Source organism: Bradyrhizobium sp. SZCCHNS1022, from assembly GCF_032484835.1.
Taxonomy (GTDB): domain Bacteria; phylum Pseudomonadota; class Alphaproteobacteria; order Rhizobiales; family Xanthobacteraceae; genus Bradyrhizobium.
Genome location: NZ_JAUETT010000002.1, coordinates 198,783 through 215,799, shown reverse-complemented (window position 1 = coordinate 215,799; position 17,017 = coordinate 198,783). Strand labels below are relative to the sequence as shown.

The 17,017-nt window shown below is 59.9% G+C and carries 15 protein-coding genes and 1 tRNA gene; 8 read left to right on the top strand and 8 right to left on the bottom strand.

Going from position 1 to position 17,017, the window contains the following annotated elements; all coding sequences use genetic code 11:
• Positions 1-136 precede the first annotated feature (136 nt).
• A complete protein-coding gene (locus tag QX071_RS14510; RefSeq protein ID WP_315703399.1) occupies positions 137-1,696 on the top strand; it encodes an oleate hydratase in 1,560 nt (519 codons plus the stop codon).
• A 124-nt stretch (positions 1,697-1,820) separates the two neighbouring features.
• Positions 1,821-2,117 carry a septal ring lytic transglycosylase RlpA family protein gene (locus QX071_RS14505; RefSeq protein ID WP_315703398.1) on the top strand — a complete coding sequence of 99 codons (297 nt, stop codon included), beginning with the start codon at positions 1,821-1,823 and terminating at the stop codon, positions 2,115-2,117.
• Positions 2,118-2,598: 481 nt separating this feature from the next.
• Here the strand turns inward: QX071_RS14505 and QX071_RS14500 are convergent, their stop codons facing one another.
• Entirely contained in the window at positions 2,599-3,471 is an 873-nt protein-coding gene (locus QX071_RS14500; protein ID WP_315703397.1) for a class I SAM-dependent methyltransferase, read from the bottom strand.
• A 315-nt stretch (positions 3,472-3,786) separates the two neighbouring features.
• Between QX071_RS14500 and QX071_RS14495 the strand changes: the two genes are divergently transcribed.
• Complete coding sequence (locus QX071_RS14495) at positions 3,787-5,793, top strand: acyltransferase family protein (RefSeq protein ID WP_315703396.1); 2,007 nt, start codon at positions 3,787-3,789, stop codon at positions 5,791-5,793.
• A gap of 448 nt (positions 5,794-6,241) precedes the next feature.
• Here QX071_RS14495 and QX071_RS14490 read toward each other — a convergent pair whose 3' ends face one another.
• From QX071_RS14490 to QX071_RS14480, 3 genes are all read right to left on the bottom strand, one after another.
• Complete coding sequence (locus tag QX071_RS14490) at positions 6,242-6,493, bottom strand: hypothetical protein (protein ID WP_315703395.1); 252 nt, start codon at positions 6,491-6,493, stop codon at positions 6,242-6,244.
• A 1,226-nt stretch (positions 6,494-7,719) separates the two neighbouring features.
• A complete protein-coding gene (locus tag QX071_RS14485; RefSeq protein ID WP_315703394.1) occupies positions 7,720-8,223 on the bottom strand; it encodes a hypothetical protein in 504 nt (167 codons plus the stop codon).
• Positions 8,224-8,302: 79 nt separating this feature from the next.
• Positions 8,303-8,734 carry a hypothetical protein gene (locus QX071_RS14480; protein ID WP_315703393.1) on the bottom strand — a complete coding sequence of 144 codons (432 nt, stop codon included), beginning with the start codon at positions 8,732-8,734 and terminating at the stop codon, positions 8,303-8,305.
• Between the two features lie 1,242 nt (positions 8,735-9,976).
• Here QX071_RS14480 and QX071_RS14475 point away from each other — a divergent pair.
• The gene (locus QX071_RS14475) at positions 9,977-10,432 is read left to right on the top strand and encodes a helix-turn-helix domain-containing protein (protein ID WP_315703392.1); all 456 of its coding nucleotides are present in this window, start codon (positions 9,977-9,979) and stop codon (positions 10,430-10,432) included.
• Positions 10,433-10,435: 3 nt separating this feature from the next.
• Positions 10,436-11,026: a PIN domain-containing protein gene (locus QX071_RS14470; protein WP_315703391.1), complete on the top strand. Its 591-nt coding sequence runs from the start codon at positions 10,436-10,438 to the stop codon at positions 11,024-11,026.
• Between the two features lie 98 nt (positions 11,027-11,124).
• Here the strand turns inward: QX071_RS14470 and QX071_RS14465 are convergent, their stop codons facing one another.
• Positions 11,125-12,204, bottom strand: coding sequence for an AI-2E family transporter (locus tag QX071_RS14465; RefSeq protein WP_315703390.1), 1,080 nt, complete (start codon positions 12,202-12,204; stop codon positions 11,125-11,127).
• A gap of 297 nt (positions 12,205-12,501) precedes the next feature.
• Here QX071_RS14465 and QX071_RS14460 point away from each other — a divergent pair, with 297 nt between their 5' ends.
• The 3 genes from QX071_RS14460 to QX071_RS14450 all read left to right on the top strand — a co-directional run bounded on the left by QX071_RS14460 (position 12,502) and on the right by QX071_RS14450 (position 15,049).
• Positions 12,502-12,777 carry a hypothetical protein gene (locus QX071_RS14460; protein WP_315703389.1) on the top strand — a complete coding sequence of 92 codons (276 nt, stop codon included), beginning with the start codon at positions 12,502-12,504 and terminating at the stop codon, positions 12,775-12,777.
• A 302-nt stretch (positions 12,778-13,079) separates the two neighbouring features.
• A complete protein-coding gene (locus QX071_RS14455; protein WP_315703388.1) occupies positions 13,080-13,253 on the top strand; it encodes a hypothetical protein in 174 nt (57 codons plus the stop codon).
• Positions 13,254-14,818: 1,565 nt separating this feature from the next.
• Positions 14,819-15,049, top strand: a complete 231-nt coding sequence (locus QX071_RS14450; protein ID WP_315703387.1) for a helix-turn-helix transcriptional regulator — start codon at positions 14,819-14,821, stop codon at positions 15,047-15,049.
• A gap of 104 nt (positions 15,050-15,153) precedes the next feature.
• On the opposite strand, the gene QX071_RS14445 is transcribed toward QX071_RS14450, so the two are convergent.
• The 3 genes from QX071_RS14445 to QX071_RS14435 form a co-directional block, all read right to left on the bottom strand.
• Positions 15,154-15,231: transfer RNA gene (locus QX071_RS14445), tRNA-Pro, on the bottom strand.
• A 232-nt stretch (positions 15,232-15,463) separates the two neighbouring features.
• Positions 15,464-16,198, bottom strand: a complete 735-nt coding sequence (locus QX071_RS14440) for a porin family protein (RefSeq protein WP_315703386.1) — start codon at positions 16,196-16,198, stop codon at positions 15,464-15,466.
• Positions 16,199-16,403: 205 nt separating this feature from the next.
• Positions 16,404-16,973 (bottom strand): MerR family transcriptional regulator, encoded by a 570-nt coding sequence (locus QX071_RS14435; protein ID WP_315703385.1) that lies wholly within the window; start codon positions 16,971-16,973, stop codon positions 16,404-16,406.
• Positions 16,974-17,017 lie beyond the last annotated feature (44 nt).

The following is a 17,017-nucleotide window of genomic DNA, read 5'->3' as shown; positions in this document are numbered from 1 at the left end:
CCGCGCCTCAAGTCGTAACCATGCTGCGACCAGCGGCATCGTGATCGCCGCATCGCGACCACGTTGACCTGGATCAGTTGCCGTCGGTCCGTCCGCTGTTACCCCGGTTCCAGCTTGATCAGACCGGGTAAGCAATATGAAGGCCTATTTCATCGGCAGCGGCATCGGCGCGCTCGCGGGCGCGGCATTCCTGATCCGCGACGGCGGCGTTGCGGGGCGCGACATCACCATCTTCGAGAAGCACCTGCCGTTCGGCGGCAGTCTGGATGGCACGGCGCTCCCCGACGGTTCCTATTCGTTGCGCGGCGGCCGCATGCTGACGACGGACCATTACGAATGCACCTGGGATCTGCTCTCGAGCATCCCGGGCGCAGGCGATCCGAGCCGGACGATCCGCGAGGAGACGATCGCCTTCAACGAGGTCCACGTCGCGCATTCGCAGGCGCGCCTGGTCGACAAGAACCGCCACAAGGTCGACGTCTCCACTATGGGCTTTTCGATGCAGGACCGGATCGAGCTCGTGCGACTGACTGAAGCCTCGGAGGACAAGCTCGGCAATTCCCGCATCACCGACTGGCTGTCGCCGCCATTCTTCACCACCAAGTTCTGGTACATGTGGCAGACCACCTTCGCCTTCCAGCCCTGGCACAGCGCGGTCGAGTTCAAGCGCTATCTGCACCGCTTCATGAGCGAGTTTCCGCGCATCGAAACCCTGGCCGGCGTCAAGCGCACCAGGTTCAATCAGTACGATGCGATCGTGAAGCCGCTGACCAATTGGCTGCAGGGCCACGGCGTCAATCTGGTCGGTGGCGCCGATGTGACGGACATGGCGATCGCGACCGAGCACGGCAAGCACGTCGTCAAACAGTTGACGCTCGACGACGCCGGCAAGATCAGCACGATCGATGTTGCCGACGGCGATCTGGTGTTTTTCCAGAACGGCTCGATGACGGATGCGACGAGCCTCGGCACGCAGGACACGCCGCCAGCGCGGCTGACCAAACGGGACAGCCAAGGCTGGGCGTTGTGGGAAAAGATCGCATCGGGGCGTCCCGACTTCGGCAATCCCGCCGCGTTCAACGCATCGATCCCTGAATCCTGCTGGGAATCCTTCACCGTCACCTGCCGGAATTCTCGGTTCTTCGACGCCATGCAAGCCTTCAGCGGCAATGAGGCCGGCACCGGCGGGCTTGTCACCTTCACCGATTCCAACTGGCTGATGTCGATCGTGCTCTATCATCAGCCGCACTTCCTCAACCAGCCGAAAGACGTCCAGGTGTTCTGGGGCTATGCGCTGCACCCAGAGCGCATCGGCAATTTCGTCGCCAAGGCGATGTCCGATTGCGGCGGCGCCGACATTCTCAAGGAGCTGTGCGGCCATCTCAACTTCGACGTCTCGGTGTTCGAGAATGCGACCTGCGTGCCCTGCCGCCTGCCCTACATCACCAGCATGTTCATGCCGCGTCACAAGAGCGACCGACCACTGCCGGTCCCGGCGAATTCGAAGAACCTCGCCTTCGTCAGCCAGTTCGTCGAGATCCCCGATGACGTGGTGTTCACGGTGGAATACTCGGTGCGCGCGGCGCAGATCGCGGTCTATCAGTTGCTCGGCATCGGCCGTGCGATTCCGCCGATCACGCGGCACGACAAATCCTTGCGCGTGCTGATCGAGACGGTGGAGAAAGCATTCGCCTGAAGGGCGCAAGTTCCATCGCCCCGATTGGGCCGCGCCTTCTCCTCATTTACAACGAAAGTCAGTCAAGAGAGCGCCAGAGTTGCGATCCCCCCTTGCGCGGGGCAGCAACTCCGGGAGATTTCCCTTGAAGAAACTCACTTTGGTTGCGACCGGCTTGCTCGGCGCGATCGGGTCTGCACAAGCCGAGTCAGGCCTTGCGTCCTACTATGGAGGGCGTGGTCATCACGGCGAGATGGCCTGCGCGCATCGGACGCGGCCGATGGGCAGCATGATCACCGTCTCGCATAATGGTCGCTCGATTCAATGCCGCGTGAACGATCGTGGGCCGTTCGTGCGCGGGCGCGTGATCGATCTCTCGGTCAGCGCGGCACGCGCGCTTGGGATGATGAATGCCGGCGTCGCGCGGGTTTCGCTGCAGTGAATTCAGTATCCGAGCAGCGCCAATCCGACCCAGCTCACGGCGAACAGCGATACCACCGATGTTGCCGCAGCAACGACAGACAGTGAAATCTTCAAAGCCTTGAGGACCATACGCGCCTCCTCAACAATAGCGCCAGCATCGGGATCAACCCGGCGCCGACCTGAAATGTCCTGGAAAATCGGCTCATTGGCGAGCCAAACTCTCCATTGGTGCGCGTGGGATCGAAAAGGTTCAATGCCGGCGTGCGGCTCCGTCCGATCCCATGCGCCCGATGCAAACACCGTTTAGGGGTCAACGGTTCCCTGCATTCGAAAGCGGCCCACATTTTTTTGGCGACGAACGCGATCAGGCGCTCGGCGGCGCGAACGCGCATCACGGCGACCGTCGCATTCATGCGCACGGATTGCCGCAGCCCAGAGAGATCACCCGATTTGAGCAGACGTGCTGCTCAGCTCAGCGGCAGCCCGCGGTCGTGGCCAGCCTACGGATCGACCGCGGTCACGATCCAGAACGAGGCTGGCACCAGCACCGTCTCGCCCCTGGCGTAACGCGACAGCGCCGCCTTGACGGCGGTGGCCGCCGCCGCAACAGCCTCGGTCCGCTGGCCCGCAACAGCGCGGCACGCCGGACCGATCGCAAGCGCGGTCGACGCGGCGCCCTCGAGGCCGCCGTCTGCGCCCATATCGAGCGGAAGCTCGCAATGTTCGAAGCGGATCCGGCGCAGGCCGACTTCGCCCAGCACATGCTCGACCCAGTCGCGCGAGGCGAAGGCGAAATCGTCCGGCGCATGCGGCGCGAGGCCGGGCAGCTTCGGCACGTGGTCGTAAACCGCCTGCAGCGGCTCCAGTGCCCACGGGTTGTCGTGCAGCTCGCCCCAGCAGGCAAAGGCGATGCGGCCCTCGGAGCGCAACGCGGTGTGGATATTGAGGAAGGCGCGGACCGGATCGGCGAAATACATCGTGCCGAGGCGTGAGATGACGAGATCGGCGCTCGCGGCCGTGAAGTGATGCACCATCGCATCGCCCTGCATGAAGGTGACGGGGGCATCGGCCGGCGCGAGATCGTTGGCGCGCACCAGCATCGGCGCAGACACGTCGACGCCCACGACCTGGCCACCAGCACCGACCTTGTCGGCCACCGCGATCATGGTGGCGCCACAGCCGCAGCCGATGTCCACCACGCGCTCGCCGGGCTGGATCTCGGCGCGCGCGATCAAGCGCTCCTGGATCGGCGTCAGCATATGGTCCAGCGCGGCCTGCCGCTCGACCCAGCGCTGCCCGCCCACGCCATTCCAGAACGCAATCTGCTCGGCGTTCTCAAAATGGCCGAAAGAAATATCGGGGGCGGTATCCATGGCTGCGATCCAAATTCCGGTTTCATTCTCAGCATCGTGCTGATGAATCTCTTTCCGGTTCCAAAACGACGTTCTCAAATTCCATCAGTGCTCTGCGGTCTTCAGCTGCCCTGCGTCAAGCTCGGAGCGGCCCGGGCGACCCCGCCCGACGTCCGGCCACGGCGCAAAATGTTGCCCGACGGCTACAGCCCCGCGGCTGCCATTTTCGATGGGTATCAGCGCATTGCCATTCATTTCAATTCATGTCATTCGGCGCAGGTGATACACCTAAAATAAGCTATGAACACGATAACAATCTGAAGGTGTTCTTGAGGTATGTCGCTGCGATTCCGGGCTGACATCGATTACCTGCGCGCGGTCGCAGTCATTTCAGTTATCGGCTTTCATTACGGCATCCCTGGTTTCCAGGGCGGCTTCGTCGGCGTGGATATCTTCTTCGTCATTTCCGGCCACCTGATCACCCGCCTGATCTGGGCGGGAATTCATGCCGGCAATTTCTCCTTCTGGGAGTTCTACGACCGCCGCGCACGCCGGCTGCTCCCGGCGCTGTACGTCATGGTTCTCGGCACCGGCATCGGGGCCTGGTTCCTGGCGGCGCCCGACGATTACCGCATGTTCTTCGAGAGCGCGGTGTCGACCGTCCTGTTCTCCTCGAACATCTTCTTCTGGCTCCAGGCCGGCTATTTCGATCTTCCATCCGTCGGCAAGGTCCTGATCCATACCTGGTCGTTGGCGGTCGAAGAGCAGTTCTATTTCTTGTTTCCACTCCTCACCGTGCTGTGGAGCAAGCGCTTTCGGGATCCCACCACGCGGCTGTCGCTGATCCTGCTGCTCGCCGGCACACTCGCCCTCTGTATCGCCGACGAACTCCTGATCAAGAACTCCGCCCCAGCGGCCTTCTATCTCTCACCGTTGCGCGGCTGGGAATTCCTGATCGGCGGCTTCTCGTTCCTGCTCGAGCGCTGGTCGCCCGCCGATGTCCGATGGCGCCTGGCCATGGCAATTGCGGGCGCGCTCCTGATGTTGGCACCGGTCGTGCTGTTCACAGGCGCGACCAGATTTCCCGGCTTCCAGGCGCTCATTCCTTGCCTGGGCGCGGCGTCGTTCATCATGGCCTTCAACCGGGAGGACGGCCGTCCGATTCCGCTGCCGTTCAGACGCACGGGCCTTTTCCTGGGCAGGATCTCCTATTCACTGTATCTGTGGCATTGGCCGGTGTTCGTCCTCGGCACCGTCGCCGTGCCCATCACATGGGCGGGCTCGCCGACGGCGATCACGGGACTACTCGCCTGCTCCTTCGCCCTCGCCTACCTGTCCTACCGGCTGGTGGAAACGCCGGCGCGAGGCCGCACCGCGTGGCTTGGCATCAGGACTTCGGGCCTGATTGCGACTGCCGCGACGATTCTGTTGGCGATCGGCGCCGCCGGCATCCTGCAGCGCGGCTTTCCGGATCGCTTCCCGCAAACAGCCCAGCGCATGTTGCGCTACACTGCGGCGACGATGGCTCCACTCTACGGCGCCCCCAACTGCTTTCTCGAACCGGACGAGCCGTTTGCACACTATCGGCGGAGCGAGTGCCTGACGCCGGCAAGCAACAAGATCAACATCCTCCTCTTCGGCGACAGCACCGCGGCACACTACGTCCCGTCCCTGCGCAATCATCTCGATCCGAACCGTTACCATCTGCTGCAGCTCACCTCCGGCAATTGCTCGCCGTTCGTCGACCTGCATCACGACACGTTGCGGAACTGCGATGCGCTCAACGCGACGTTCCGTCGTGTGCTGCGTGACCATGGCATCGCAGCCGTGATCCTGTCCGCCCATTGGCGCAACTACATCGACCTGTACGGATCTTCCGACACCAGCAAGTTCGACGCGTATCTCGAGGCTACCCTGTCAGCCACTGAGAATGCCGGCATTCCCGTCCTGATGTTTGGCCCATCGATCGAATTTCCGGGGCCGCTGGCCGCAAACCTGGTGCGCTACGAGCTGACACATCTGCCGACGGGTCAGATGCTGAAAGTGACACCGGCGAGCTTTACCGCGGACACGCATGTCGCCGCGCTCGCGGGTCGCCATCGCAATGTGCAATTCGTTTCGGTGCTGGCCGCGGTCTGCCACGGCCACACATGCCCGCTGACGGTCGATCCCGAAACCACGCTGGTATGGGACACGATTCATCTGACGCCGGAGGGCTCCCGCCACGTCGTGCAGCGGCTGGCCCCGGCGCTGGACGGCTTTCTTGACCGACTTCACCCGGCTCCTGAACTGGTCCAGCAGACCGGCGCACCGCTGGGCCCGATCGGGCCGGTGCTCCGCTGACCGCCCGCGCCATCCTGCATCTTCGGCTCGTCGGCCTGGAGCAAGCCACGTCGTGCGCGCTCAGAGCGCGGCCGATCAGATGGTTCGGGCCGTCCACACGAGCAAGAAAAAAGCCGGCCCCTTGGCCGGGGCTATCGCATATGCCCCAACTCGGCCCGGGGCCTCATAGTTCGAGACGTGCCGCATGCGGCGCTCCTCACCATGAGGGTCTGCCATCTTGCCGCGAACAAGCCCCCGTCTTGAAGAACTCGCCGGAGGCAAGCGTCTCGAAGGACGGCCGCAGGAGAGATCGTCGATCGCACTTTCCGATATACGATGGCCCGTTCTGAGGGAAAGCCAAACGCGGACAGCTGAGGTAATTAGTCCGGCAACAAGCCGCGTCGTGCTGTCTGTCGAGACGGCAAGCCGAACGCAGTTCGGTTTCCAAATGCATCGGCAGAGCCGTCCACTACATCATCGCGTAGGCGCGACGAAAGGCGACCGCACCTGCCAGGGACCGCGGACGAGTCCGCACGGCGTGACCGTCATTGCCGCTGCGCACGATCCACTGTCCGTTCTCCTGACCGACAATCTGCCCGACGTGATGACGCCAGACGACGATGGCTCCCACCGACGGACCGCCTGCATTGACGCCATAGCGGGCCCAGGAGATGGCACGGTTGTACTGCGGCCCCGGATCCTGGCCGACCTGCGTTCGCATGTACCAGCCGCACCAAGCAGCAGGCCGCCCCATTGCGGAATGCGCATAGTGCCTATGACCGTGAGCATAGTGCCGGTGATGATGACGATGAGTTCTGGCTTCTGCGCTTGATGCAAATACGCAAAGCATTGCCGTAGCAGCGACGAGTTTACGCATACGAATGTCCTTCGTGCTGTTGAATGGAACGACCGCAACAAGCGATCAGCAATGGAGCCGCTCAAAGGACGATGAGACGTCTGCGGCTAAGCGCGCGGAATTGATCCGGCTGTTCGGGCTTTAAGAAAGCGCAGATGGCCAAAATATGGCAGCCATCATGCATAGGTTAATGCTTGAGGCTACGACTTCGCGCACCGGAACCAATATCTAAGCGAGAGACGACTACTAACCACAACCTTTCGATGAGATAAACTACCCCTCGCAATCACGCTTCGATTAGCTACGCCACTCAATATTCCAATCAATTCTCCGCCGATTGCAGCGTGATTGACAGCATCGAGCGTAACTACGATCCTAGAATCGAATGGTCTGGCAGACCGTCAGCACGGCACAGCTTGTTGATCGATCTGGTCGGCGTAAGCTGCGAAACGCGAGAGCCCGATAGCAGCTAATTGCCTGAATGCCACTCTGAACGATATTCATCGAACGACTGATCGATCGTGTGCCGCACGCGCAATCCAGCACTCATCCACACGAAGTAGCGACCGCCCTGGAGCTTAACGTTGATGAAAGCGGCGAGAACTTTGAGACCGCCGCCGAGAAAATTATTGGATTTCCGAAAGTCGCGAAGAGAGTGCGAGCATGAAGTCCCTGACGTGAATCATCGTGCTTATGGTCCTGCGACGCAGCATAAACGCCAAGTCTATGTGAAATGTAATTTCTCCAACCATCTTTGAAACATCGAAATTCCTTGGCTGCCCCTGAGTAGAATTTAAGAAATTCCGCTTTCGTATGACCTTTCGGCCATCACACTGCTGATCAAATAGGATCTGAAATCCGAAGAACTTGTGCGGCCACGAATGATAAGCCGACGTAGTATCCCCTGCCGGGTGAACTTTGGCCGCAGCGAGCCTCGCGGCGAGCGGTCGCTCATTGCTTACGGGAGCTTATGCCCGACATGAGCCATAAACGCCTTCGACGATGGGCAACGCGCACCCCGCGCACGATAAACTTCCGATGGCGTCGATATCTTGCTGGCATTGTTGCACAAGTCGCCCACAGAGTATGGCTTATCCTAACGCCTGTTGTTGCCGACTTAGCTCACGCAGGATCGCCTTAATGTCTGCAATAGAAAGAAGTCCCTCTTGATTTATCCAATCGACGCTGTTTTCAAATCTATTTTCACTGAACTTCCAGTACTCCAAGAGCAGATGTTTTGCTGCAACCTCTTCGTCAACATTCGCCCTGTTACAGTATCCGATCGCCTGCCAATCCCATCGCCATGGATAGGAGTTATCGTTAAACATGCGTAGCCACAGGACCCAGTACTTCTTTCGCGCTTGGAGATAGAACGCACTGATACCATTGTTCACGGGGCCTTCTGCCCACTCGACCTGGACCAATAGTTTGGGTGATCGGGGTACACCCTGCTTTGGCACCACGTCCGGCGCGAAATTCCCGTAGCCCACCTCGAAATCGAACGGGACTGGACGAGACGGCAGGGATACCACTTCAGAAATTCTTTGCTGCGGCATTTCCGACGGCAACATCTGGATTTTCGGTAAGCGGCTCATTGTACGAACCTATATAGTAGCCCTGCTTAGCGTCTGGCCTGCTGCTCATCGACATAACTACACAGGTCGTACGTTCCAGCTATTCCAGGTTATTTTTTACTGGCGGGTCGTCATCAAGAATGAATTGTTTGCGTAGCGCCTCCACCGCCTCGCCTCGGTTCAGAAAAATGCCGAAGACATGACGCGACGTTTCCCATCCTGAGCCCCAGCACACGATAACAACGATCTTGTTTTCTTGCTCATCGCAAAACCAAATACCGGGTGTCACATCGTCATCCGGAGCCTCAAACGCGTTCTTTACCTGCCACCTGAGCATGAGGCCAACTTCATCATCCGTAGGATCGGATCCGCCTGAATTGAGCAATTCCGCCCTTTGCTGACCAAGATGATCTTCCAGTGCTAACCAGTCTGGCTCAAGCGGTAGCACAGTCGCAGTTGAGCTGTCGCGTGGAAGCGCATGGCCAAAAAACTCACCTCGTTCGGAGATCAATTCGTCCAGATCGATTGCCAATAGGTTTCCCTCCACAACCATACACTTTCATTTGGCTTACCTAGCTTTACCGTTGTTGTCAGTGCCCTTTCCTCTGTATGCAATCGTGAGCATACGTTCCATTATTTGACAATCTCTCCGCACCCATTAGACCGTGAATGACGGGATGGGACGTGACACTTTAGAAGTTCAACATCAGCTTGGGGATGACCGCCTACGATGGCCCAAAGGATCGAGATTGCGGCATTCAGCGGGTACACAATGGCTGGTTCATGGGATCAGCGCCTCTTCTGTACAATCTGCGCTGACGGTACAATCTCATTGCGTGCCGAGTTGCGTGGCGATGGGCCAACTTATAGGCCAAAGGGAGCCCGCGGTATTCGCACTGCTCAGCAATTTTTGGACGGGGTCAGCGAGGCGACTGAGATGTCCTCGTTAGCTGACCACATCGACTATGAGCGTGTGTGCGCTGCATTGTCGTCATCATGCCCGAAGCTCGCTGATGATCTAGCCCGGCTCGTCGGCTGTGACACAGAACCTGAGTTACCGCAGGAAATAGAGAAGATCATCTGCATGATCCTGGCTTCAAAGGGTATCTATCCAAGCACGTGCCGGAGCTTGCTGGATCGGCGCATCAGATACGAAAGGACGCGCAAGGTACTTGTTGATCACTATTTGTCGTTCGGCCAGCTCCCTGATAGCCCGATCGCAGTTGATGGACATCAGATTGCACTGCAGGAGTTTCAGTCACAGAGAGACTAATTCTTCCGGAGGACCCGCACCAATAGGCGGGGTCCTCGCCAGCCGGGTCCCCGCTCGCTGCGATGCGCCGAGCATCACGCCAACCGGCGGGGGAAAGGGCATGAAACCAAATAAAGAAAGGATCAGCGAAGGATCAGGATAAGTTCGCCTTCTTTCGCTCTTTTAAGCTTAGATCTCGTAAGCTACTGGTTTTTCGGTTGAATTTTGGTCGGAGCGGCGGGATTCGAACCCACGACCCTTAGTCCCCCAGGCGCAGGTAAATAATTGAAATTGTAAGATTTTTCACAAGTCAAATCGCAGCAACTTTTTGCATAGCTCGAAGCTCGGCGCTCTCTTGCAACGACCACTTTCCTTGTTCCACGTTGCTCGATAGACACTCTTCGTTTCGTCGCTGCTTCTCCGGAAAGCTCTAAATTTTTCGATTATTTCGCCTATTGCGAATATTTCGATTACCTCTTATCTATCTTGTCAAGGCTATCAACCCTGACAAGGGGCACAAATATGACAATTCCCGCATACGCTGAGGAACTGGGCGGCCGTCTGCCGTCTGAGGCTGAAAAGGCGTCGGCCAACCAACTGCGCACGATTCTCGCCGCTCACGCCGCGGGAGATACGACTTTGCGCGTTCTAGACGAGCAGAAGAAAACCAGGGAGATCACCCTAGGCCCAGCCCTGTCGGCGCTCCTCATGGAGCTGCTCCGTCACGTTGGGAAAGGCGACGCAGTTACGCTCGTGCCCGTGCACGAGATGCTTACGACACAGCAAGCGGCCGATATCCTCAACGTCTCGCGTCCGTTCCTCATTTCTCTGCTCGACAAGCGCGAGATCCCCTACGACACCGTGGGGCGTCACCGTCGCATCAAGGCAGAGGACCTATTCGCGTACAAGCGAAGCAGAGACCAAAAGCGACGCGAGGCCCTTGAAGGACTCGCTGAACTCGACGGGGAGCTGCTGTAGGCCTTGTTTGCGAATCGCTTCACGGCCTTTGTGGACGCCTGCACGCTCGTCAGCATGCTTAGGCGGAACCTGTTGCTGACCCTCGCCGAGGCGGAATTTTTCCGCCTCCGCTGGTCAGGAGAAGTGCTCGACGAGACCCAAAAGGCGCTGGAGGAGATTCATCAGAAACGCGGGTTTCAGGATGCCGTCGCCCGTGCAGCGCGAGCCCGTGTCTCCATGGAAACCGCCTTCGAAGACGCTATGGTCGACGGGTACGATCATCTTTTGCCACTCGCCGCGGAGCTGCCCGACAAGGACGATGCGCACGTCCTGGCAGCAGCAGTCAAAACCCAAGCGTCCATGATCGTCACGGAGAACCTGAAAGACTTTCCTTCAAAGATCCTCTCCGCTCTGAACGTCGAAGCGAAATCGGCTGATGAATTCATAGCAGATACGATTGCGCTCGATCCCGGACGGGCTGTCGCGGCAATTCGCCAGATGAGGGAGAGGTTCAAGCGGCCCGAGAAAACCGCGGAAACACTACTCTTAGAAATGGAGGCCGACGATCTGCTCGAAACCGTCAACCTGTTAAGGCCCTACGTCGAATCGCTCTGATCGCTGATTACGGAATCGGTCTATCCGGCCGACATCGGGTCATCAGTGCGACCACCGGCCACAGCTCTCTCTGTCGCCCATCCGTGAGAGACGTTGAATCAAGTCAACGGCCGACATTCACGCCGGACGGAAGGACCAGAGCGACTCCAGGCTACGATCAGCTCCCATGCAACAGACAGAATGATAGGGCCGATGAAGAGCCCAACAATTCCATGCGCAAGCGTACCTCCGATCACACCGATCAGAATAACGAGGGTCGGCGTCGTCAGGCCTCGTCCCATCACCAGCGGCTTCAAAATATTGTCGAGAATGCCTACGAGGCCGAGGAATAACGTCAGCGGGACTGCGGTGGTTAAGTCCTTGTCAGTCCAGATCCAGACAATGGCTGGCAGCATGATGATCGCAGCGCCGATCTGCACGATAGAGAGCAGCAGCACGAGCAATGCCAAAAGGCCGGCGATGGGAATACCGGCCAGTTTGAACCCGACGCCAGCCAGAAACGCCTGAATGACCGCTATGCCAATCACACCTTGAGCTACTGCGCGGATGGTCGCACCTGCCAGGTCCACGAAGTGCTCGCTCTGCTCGGGTACGACCTGCGACAGGAAGGCTCTCCCACCAGCCGCGAGCTGCGGCCCAAAGGGAAAAATCAACCCGGCCGCCGCGACCGACAGCAGAAACTTGACGGCGCCGACGCCCGCATCGCCGACAAGACTCAGAAGCGTGCCGGCGAACGGCTTCATATACGGCGTGATCTGAGGCAGAACCGAGCGGAGATTGGTCGAAGCCTGATCCCAGAAATCGTAGAGCTGCGTTCCGACCAGAGGCCAGTTCTTGATCGCGTGCGGAGGCGACGGAATGGCCAGATCGCCCGCGCTGACCCGTTGGGCAAAGTCCTTGATGCCCTCCATGGCGCCGAACCCGAGCCAGGCCACCGGTCCGATTACGATGGCGAGATTGATCGCCGTGAGGATTCCCGCTGCAAGCTTTGGTCGGCCACCAAGGGACTTGGACAGCAAAATGAAGAGCGGGTTGAAGGCAACCGCAAGCACGACCGCCCACGCCAGAATCGTCACGAACGGACGGATCAGGACAAAGGTCCAGACGATCAAAAGGGCAAGCAATCCAAGCCGGATTACAAGCTGGATGGTATCGTCTGACGTGAAAAGCTGACGCATCCTCCTCACGACCCGCCATCTCCACGGTCTGGTTTCAGCCAGATGTTGATGCTGACCAGAATAACCCAGAACGGAAAGACCCCCGGGCTCCGGTCTATGTAGTAGCTGCCCAACCAGGAGAATTGCAGCGACTGCATATCCGCCGTAAGCGAGCCATCGGGGCGTAGGCCTCGTCGCGCCCACCTTTTCCGGATGTCAGCCTCTACGGAAAGATGCGCAACTTGCTTGATCTTGATCAATGGTCTGAACGACAGGCCATGGATCGATGGCATCCGTTCTCAACGAAGGGAGGTCTGCATGAAGCGTAACATGCTCAACAAGGTGCTCGTGACGACCGCCGTGGTCGGCTTGGGGATTTTCGGCTCGCTGGACTGGTCGTCCGAAGGACCCTCGCTGTCCTTAGGCAAGGCGGAAGCACGGGTCGGCCGGCCAGCCACGCCTGCGTCTGTCGCGGGCGTAGCGCGCCGCACCACGAGGCGCACGGTCAGGCGCGGCGCGGCCGTTGGTGCTGCAGCCGCAGCGGGCACGGCGTGCGTGCGCGTGCTGGTCAATGGAGCCTATGTCTGCCGCTGACCCGTCGTTGCATTTCAGCCGCAAACGCCAACCTGCGGATGTCCGTCCGCGGGTTGGCTCAAGCTGACGTCGTGACGTCTTGGCACGACAACTCGCTCACGCGGTGAACCCGAACATGAATTCCTCAATTCCTCGCCTCTCGGAAGGATCAAGCAGCGACGCGCAACGTCCCGGCTGGATGAGTTTCGCGGGATATTCAGAATCGTGCGCACGAGCGCGCTGAACATTCCGCAATGGCTTGGAGCTCGGCAGCCAATGGCACGAGAACACGCCTCGACCATTCCGGTGGCTGCTCCGGCGGAATGGGCAACGATGTGGAGGCTTTTTTGCAGCGTTCTGTTCGCTTTTCGTCTCGCGCGGTAACGGCGCCGAAAACCGAAAAAGCATTTCCCATGGACACCGTCGCCAGCGCACTGCGGCGCATCATCGGCGACAAGCCGGCGACAGTGCAGCCCGACCTGAAGCTTGTCGGCTGAAACATTCATCGCCTGCCGGAGGCCGGTGTTCTGCAGGATGCGATCCGGCGTTGTGCCACCGCGGTGCGCGAGAGCCGATCAAACGACTGGTTTGTTCTGGCCCGCACCGGCTTGGAAGCGGCTGTCAGATCTGCCGATGATCTGAGGGAGCTGTTCGATAGCGCCACGCCGTGCCAGTTCAGAGCTGGTGATGTCCGCTTTGCCCCAGAACGCGAAAATCAGAGCCGCGCACCGGCATGTCCGTGAAGGGCTATGACCGCGCATTCGGGACGGTCAACGGGGCAAGAGCTATACGATGAGCCAATTTGACTGTCTTCCATTGATCTTGCCGGTTAATGCCTAAATCCGGCGGATGGAATTGGCGCAGCTAGAGATGGTTGATAGTTGCGCGGAAAGACTATTTCTGAACGTGGCTGAGATACTATTGGCGCCAGCGCCGGGGTCCTAGCCAGCTCCCGAGCCTCTCTAGCTAAGTCTCGCGTACGTTGCGCAATGTCCCTTTGAAATCGAGCGTGCTCGTCTAGGCGCGTGCTGGTCTCTAACTGGCGTAGGGCAGCATCATTCATGCCGTGTTCGCGCAGAGACCTTGCAGTTTCCATTGCGCGATGCGCTTCCCTCATGGCTTCTTCGCTGAACTTGCGGGCCTCGGCAGACACGCGGTCCGCTTCCCATGCCGTATTAAACCATTCTGTTCTGGTGGGCGGCCTATCTCGCTCGGGGGCAAAGGACGGGACTATTGGCTCAAGCGGCGATGGTTGCGCGCCGCCACCCCGCAATTTTGATCGGCTTTGAATAATTCGAGCAATTCCCGCTGCCTCATCTGCTTCCAAGACCCCCAACTGAGTCCAACTTCGGTCAGAATGCTGCTCAGCTTGCTGCAGTTGCTGTAGAACCCACTCTCCGCTTTGCTCAGCCCAAATCGCGAACTGCTGTGCTTGCTGCGCCGTAATCTGCTGTTGCAACAAGTCTTGCTGTTGCTGCAGCAGCAAGGGAGTCATTATGTCAGGCAGCGGAACGGGCATGATTTGCATTGGCGGCAGCATCAGAGGAAGCGCTGGCACGTCAAATGGCTGCGCTGACGCGGGAGACCCCGTCCCGTGGAGCAGGAGGCCGGTCACGATTCCAGATATGAGGTAGCGCACCGCTTTGGCATACCTGGTCATGCCACCTCCTAATGTTGGATGAGGCGCAGCCAATATCTGTGACATCTGCCGCTAGCGGGCTTGATCTGGATCAACCTGGATGGCGAGGGCGCGCCACACTCACCCCGACAGCCGGCGAGCATCTTAATGCAGTCGGGGTTGGTAGGCCTCATTTGCTGCCAATCCCCACGACCTGAGGTCTGCTTTAAGCTCGATTGCGGGCTTGGCTGTGGCATGACGTTCGCCGAAGCGAGCTAGCAGATCGATCATCTGCCGGGACAATTGCTGCTCTCAGACCGCAAATACGGCGGAATAAATGTGCCAAAGATGGCCGAGGAGGATGGACCAGAGGCCGAGCAACTGCTTGCCAAGCCTGCGAGAGGCCGAGGTGCTGCTACCGGCGGCGTGAGGAGGGCCCAGGCCATGACTGAGACCGAAGACAAGGTGCGCAAGATGCTGAACATCGAGCAGGTGCTACAGCTCGTGCCGGTCAGCCGCAGCACCCTGCTCAGGATGGTCTCCAAAGGACAGTTCCCGCTGAGCCACAACATCAGCCCGAACCGCTGCGCTTGGTACGAGCACGAGGTCCTGGCTTGGCAAGCCAATCTGACGGTCAACGATCGCGTGAGCCGGGCCTCAAGGCGCCGGGCGTGACACTAAGGACAGAGTAAGGACAGAGCCAATTTTGCCTCTAAAATGTTCTTCAGCAAAAACGCCTCAGAAATGAAAAAAGCCCTGCATTTGCAGGGCTTTATGTTTGGTCGGAGCGGCGGGATTCGAACCCACGACCCCTAGTCCCCCAGACTAGTGCGCTAACCGGGCTGCGCCACGCTCCGATGCCCCTCCTCTAACCGTGATCCGGCCGCGGCGCAAGGCATGGACTCGCACGTTCCACGGCCGGCGAGCAAAGCTCGCTGGGAATAGCGTTCCTGGCGAACCTGGCCCTCGGTGCGAACAATAAGGCAAGGCCGGAGCGGCGAACCCAAACCCGCCGCACCGGCCTCACTCCGCCTCATCGCCGTCACGAACCGAACCGGCGGCCAAGGAGCCGCCGCCCCCGCCCCGGTTTCAGAAGCGATAATTCACCCCGACCGTGACGGTGTGGATCTGATCCCTCAGATTCATGCCGGAGACGGTCACGTCCCTGGCGACGTCAACCAGCGTCATGGTGTGCCGGCCGAAGTCGTAATAGTTGTATTCTAGGTTCACCGACCAATGCGGCGCGAATAGCCACTCCGCGCCGGCGCCGACGGTCCAACCGGTGCGCGTGCTGGTCGCCGTCGGGGCGACAGCGGGACCTCCGGGGATCGTGAACGCATCGACGACCTTTTCCCGGGTCCAGGCCGCGCCGCCCCGCCCATAGATCAGCCAGCCCGGCGCAAAGCTGTAACCGAGCCGAGCCGTGGCCGAGGCCAGGAAGTCATTGCTGAGGCTGAACTGCGCCGGCACCGTCACGCCGGTCGCGAAATTCGTGACCGAGGCAGCCTGTGTGCTCTTCAGGCTGGACCAGGCGGCCCGCCCCTCGGCGCCAATGACCCAATTGGGCGCAAACTGGTAATCGCAGCCGACCTGGCCGCCGCCCACGAAGCCGGTCGAGCTGAAGCTATTGGCCTGACCAAATACGTTGGTGGTGCGGTCCTGGCTCACGGCGGCTCCGAGGTGTCCGCCGACATAGCAGCCGGTCCAGGAGAAGGCCTCGACCGGCGGGGGCAACCGTGGCGCCTTTACTGCCAGGTCGGCAGCGAAGGCGGATGACGTTGCAGAGATCGCCGCCAGCACGGCGACAGAGAGGAAGCTACGCATAACCAAAACTCATCCCTCACAGAAACATTGTGCAAACCAAGTAGCACTTGGTCGCCACGATTTCTGTATCGGGCCCGCAACATGCGCGTTGAGGTTGTTGTTCCCACGGTAGCGGCTTGGCGGCCGAAAGATGATCGGTCACGCTCTCAGTGTGGCATAGCGTGGCAATTGCGGCACAGCTCGGCGACGGCCGGACCGATTCCGGCTAGCCGTCCTTCATCGCGCGGTCGAGCAGTTGGCGGCAATCGACCAGCTCTTTCAAGACGCCCTCGAGCCGCTCGCGGTCCTCGGCCTTGATGCCGGCACGGGCCGGCGGTCCGACCCGGAAGGTGTCGAGAATATCGTCGTCGGTCTCGACGAAGCGGAAATCGATGCCCTCGTCCTCGGAGGCTTCCTGCTCCTCGTCCTCAGCGGTTTCGACCTCCAGCTCCTCCTCGGGATGGTCGGTCTCCATCAGCGCCTGGCCGAGCGTCTCCTCGATCGCCCCGAACGAGACCGCCGCGGATGCGTCCGCCAGTCCCTGTACGGATTTGACGCCGTGCTCCTTCAGGATCCGCTGCACGCCGCGGATGGTGTAGCCCTCGCCGTAGAGCAGCCGGCGGATGCCCTTGAGCAGATCGACATCGTCGGGCCGGTAATAGCGGCGGCCGCCGCTCCGCTTCATCGGCTTGATCTGAGCGAACCGGGTCTCCCAAAACCGCAGCACGTGCTGCGGAATGTCGAGTTCCTGGGCGACCTCGCTGATCGTTCGAAAAGCATCCGGCGCCTTGTCCAAATGCCCGTTCCCCTTCGATCGTGCTGACAAGAAATTACGCTGGT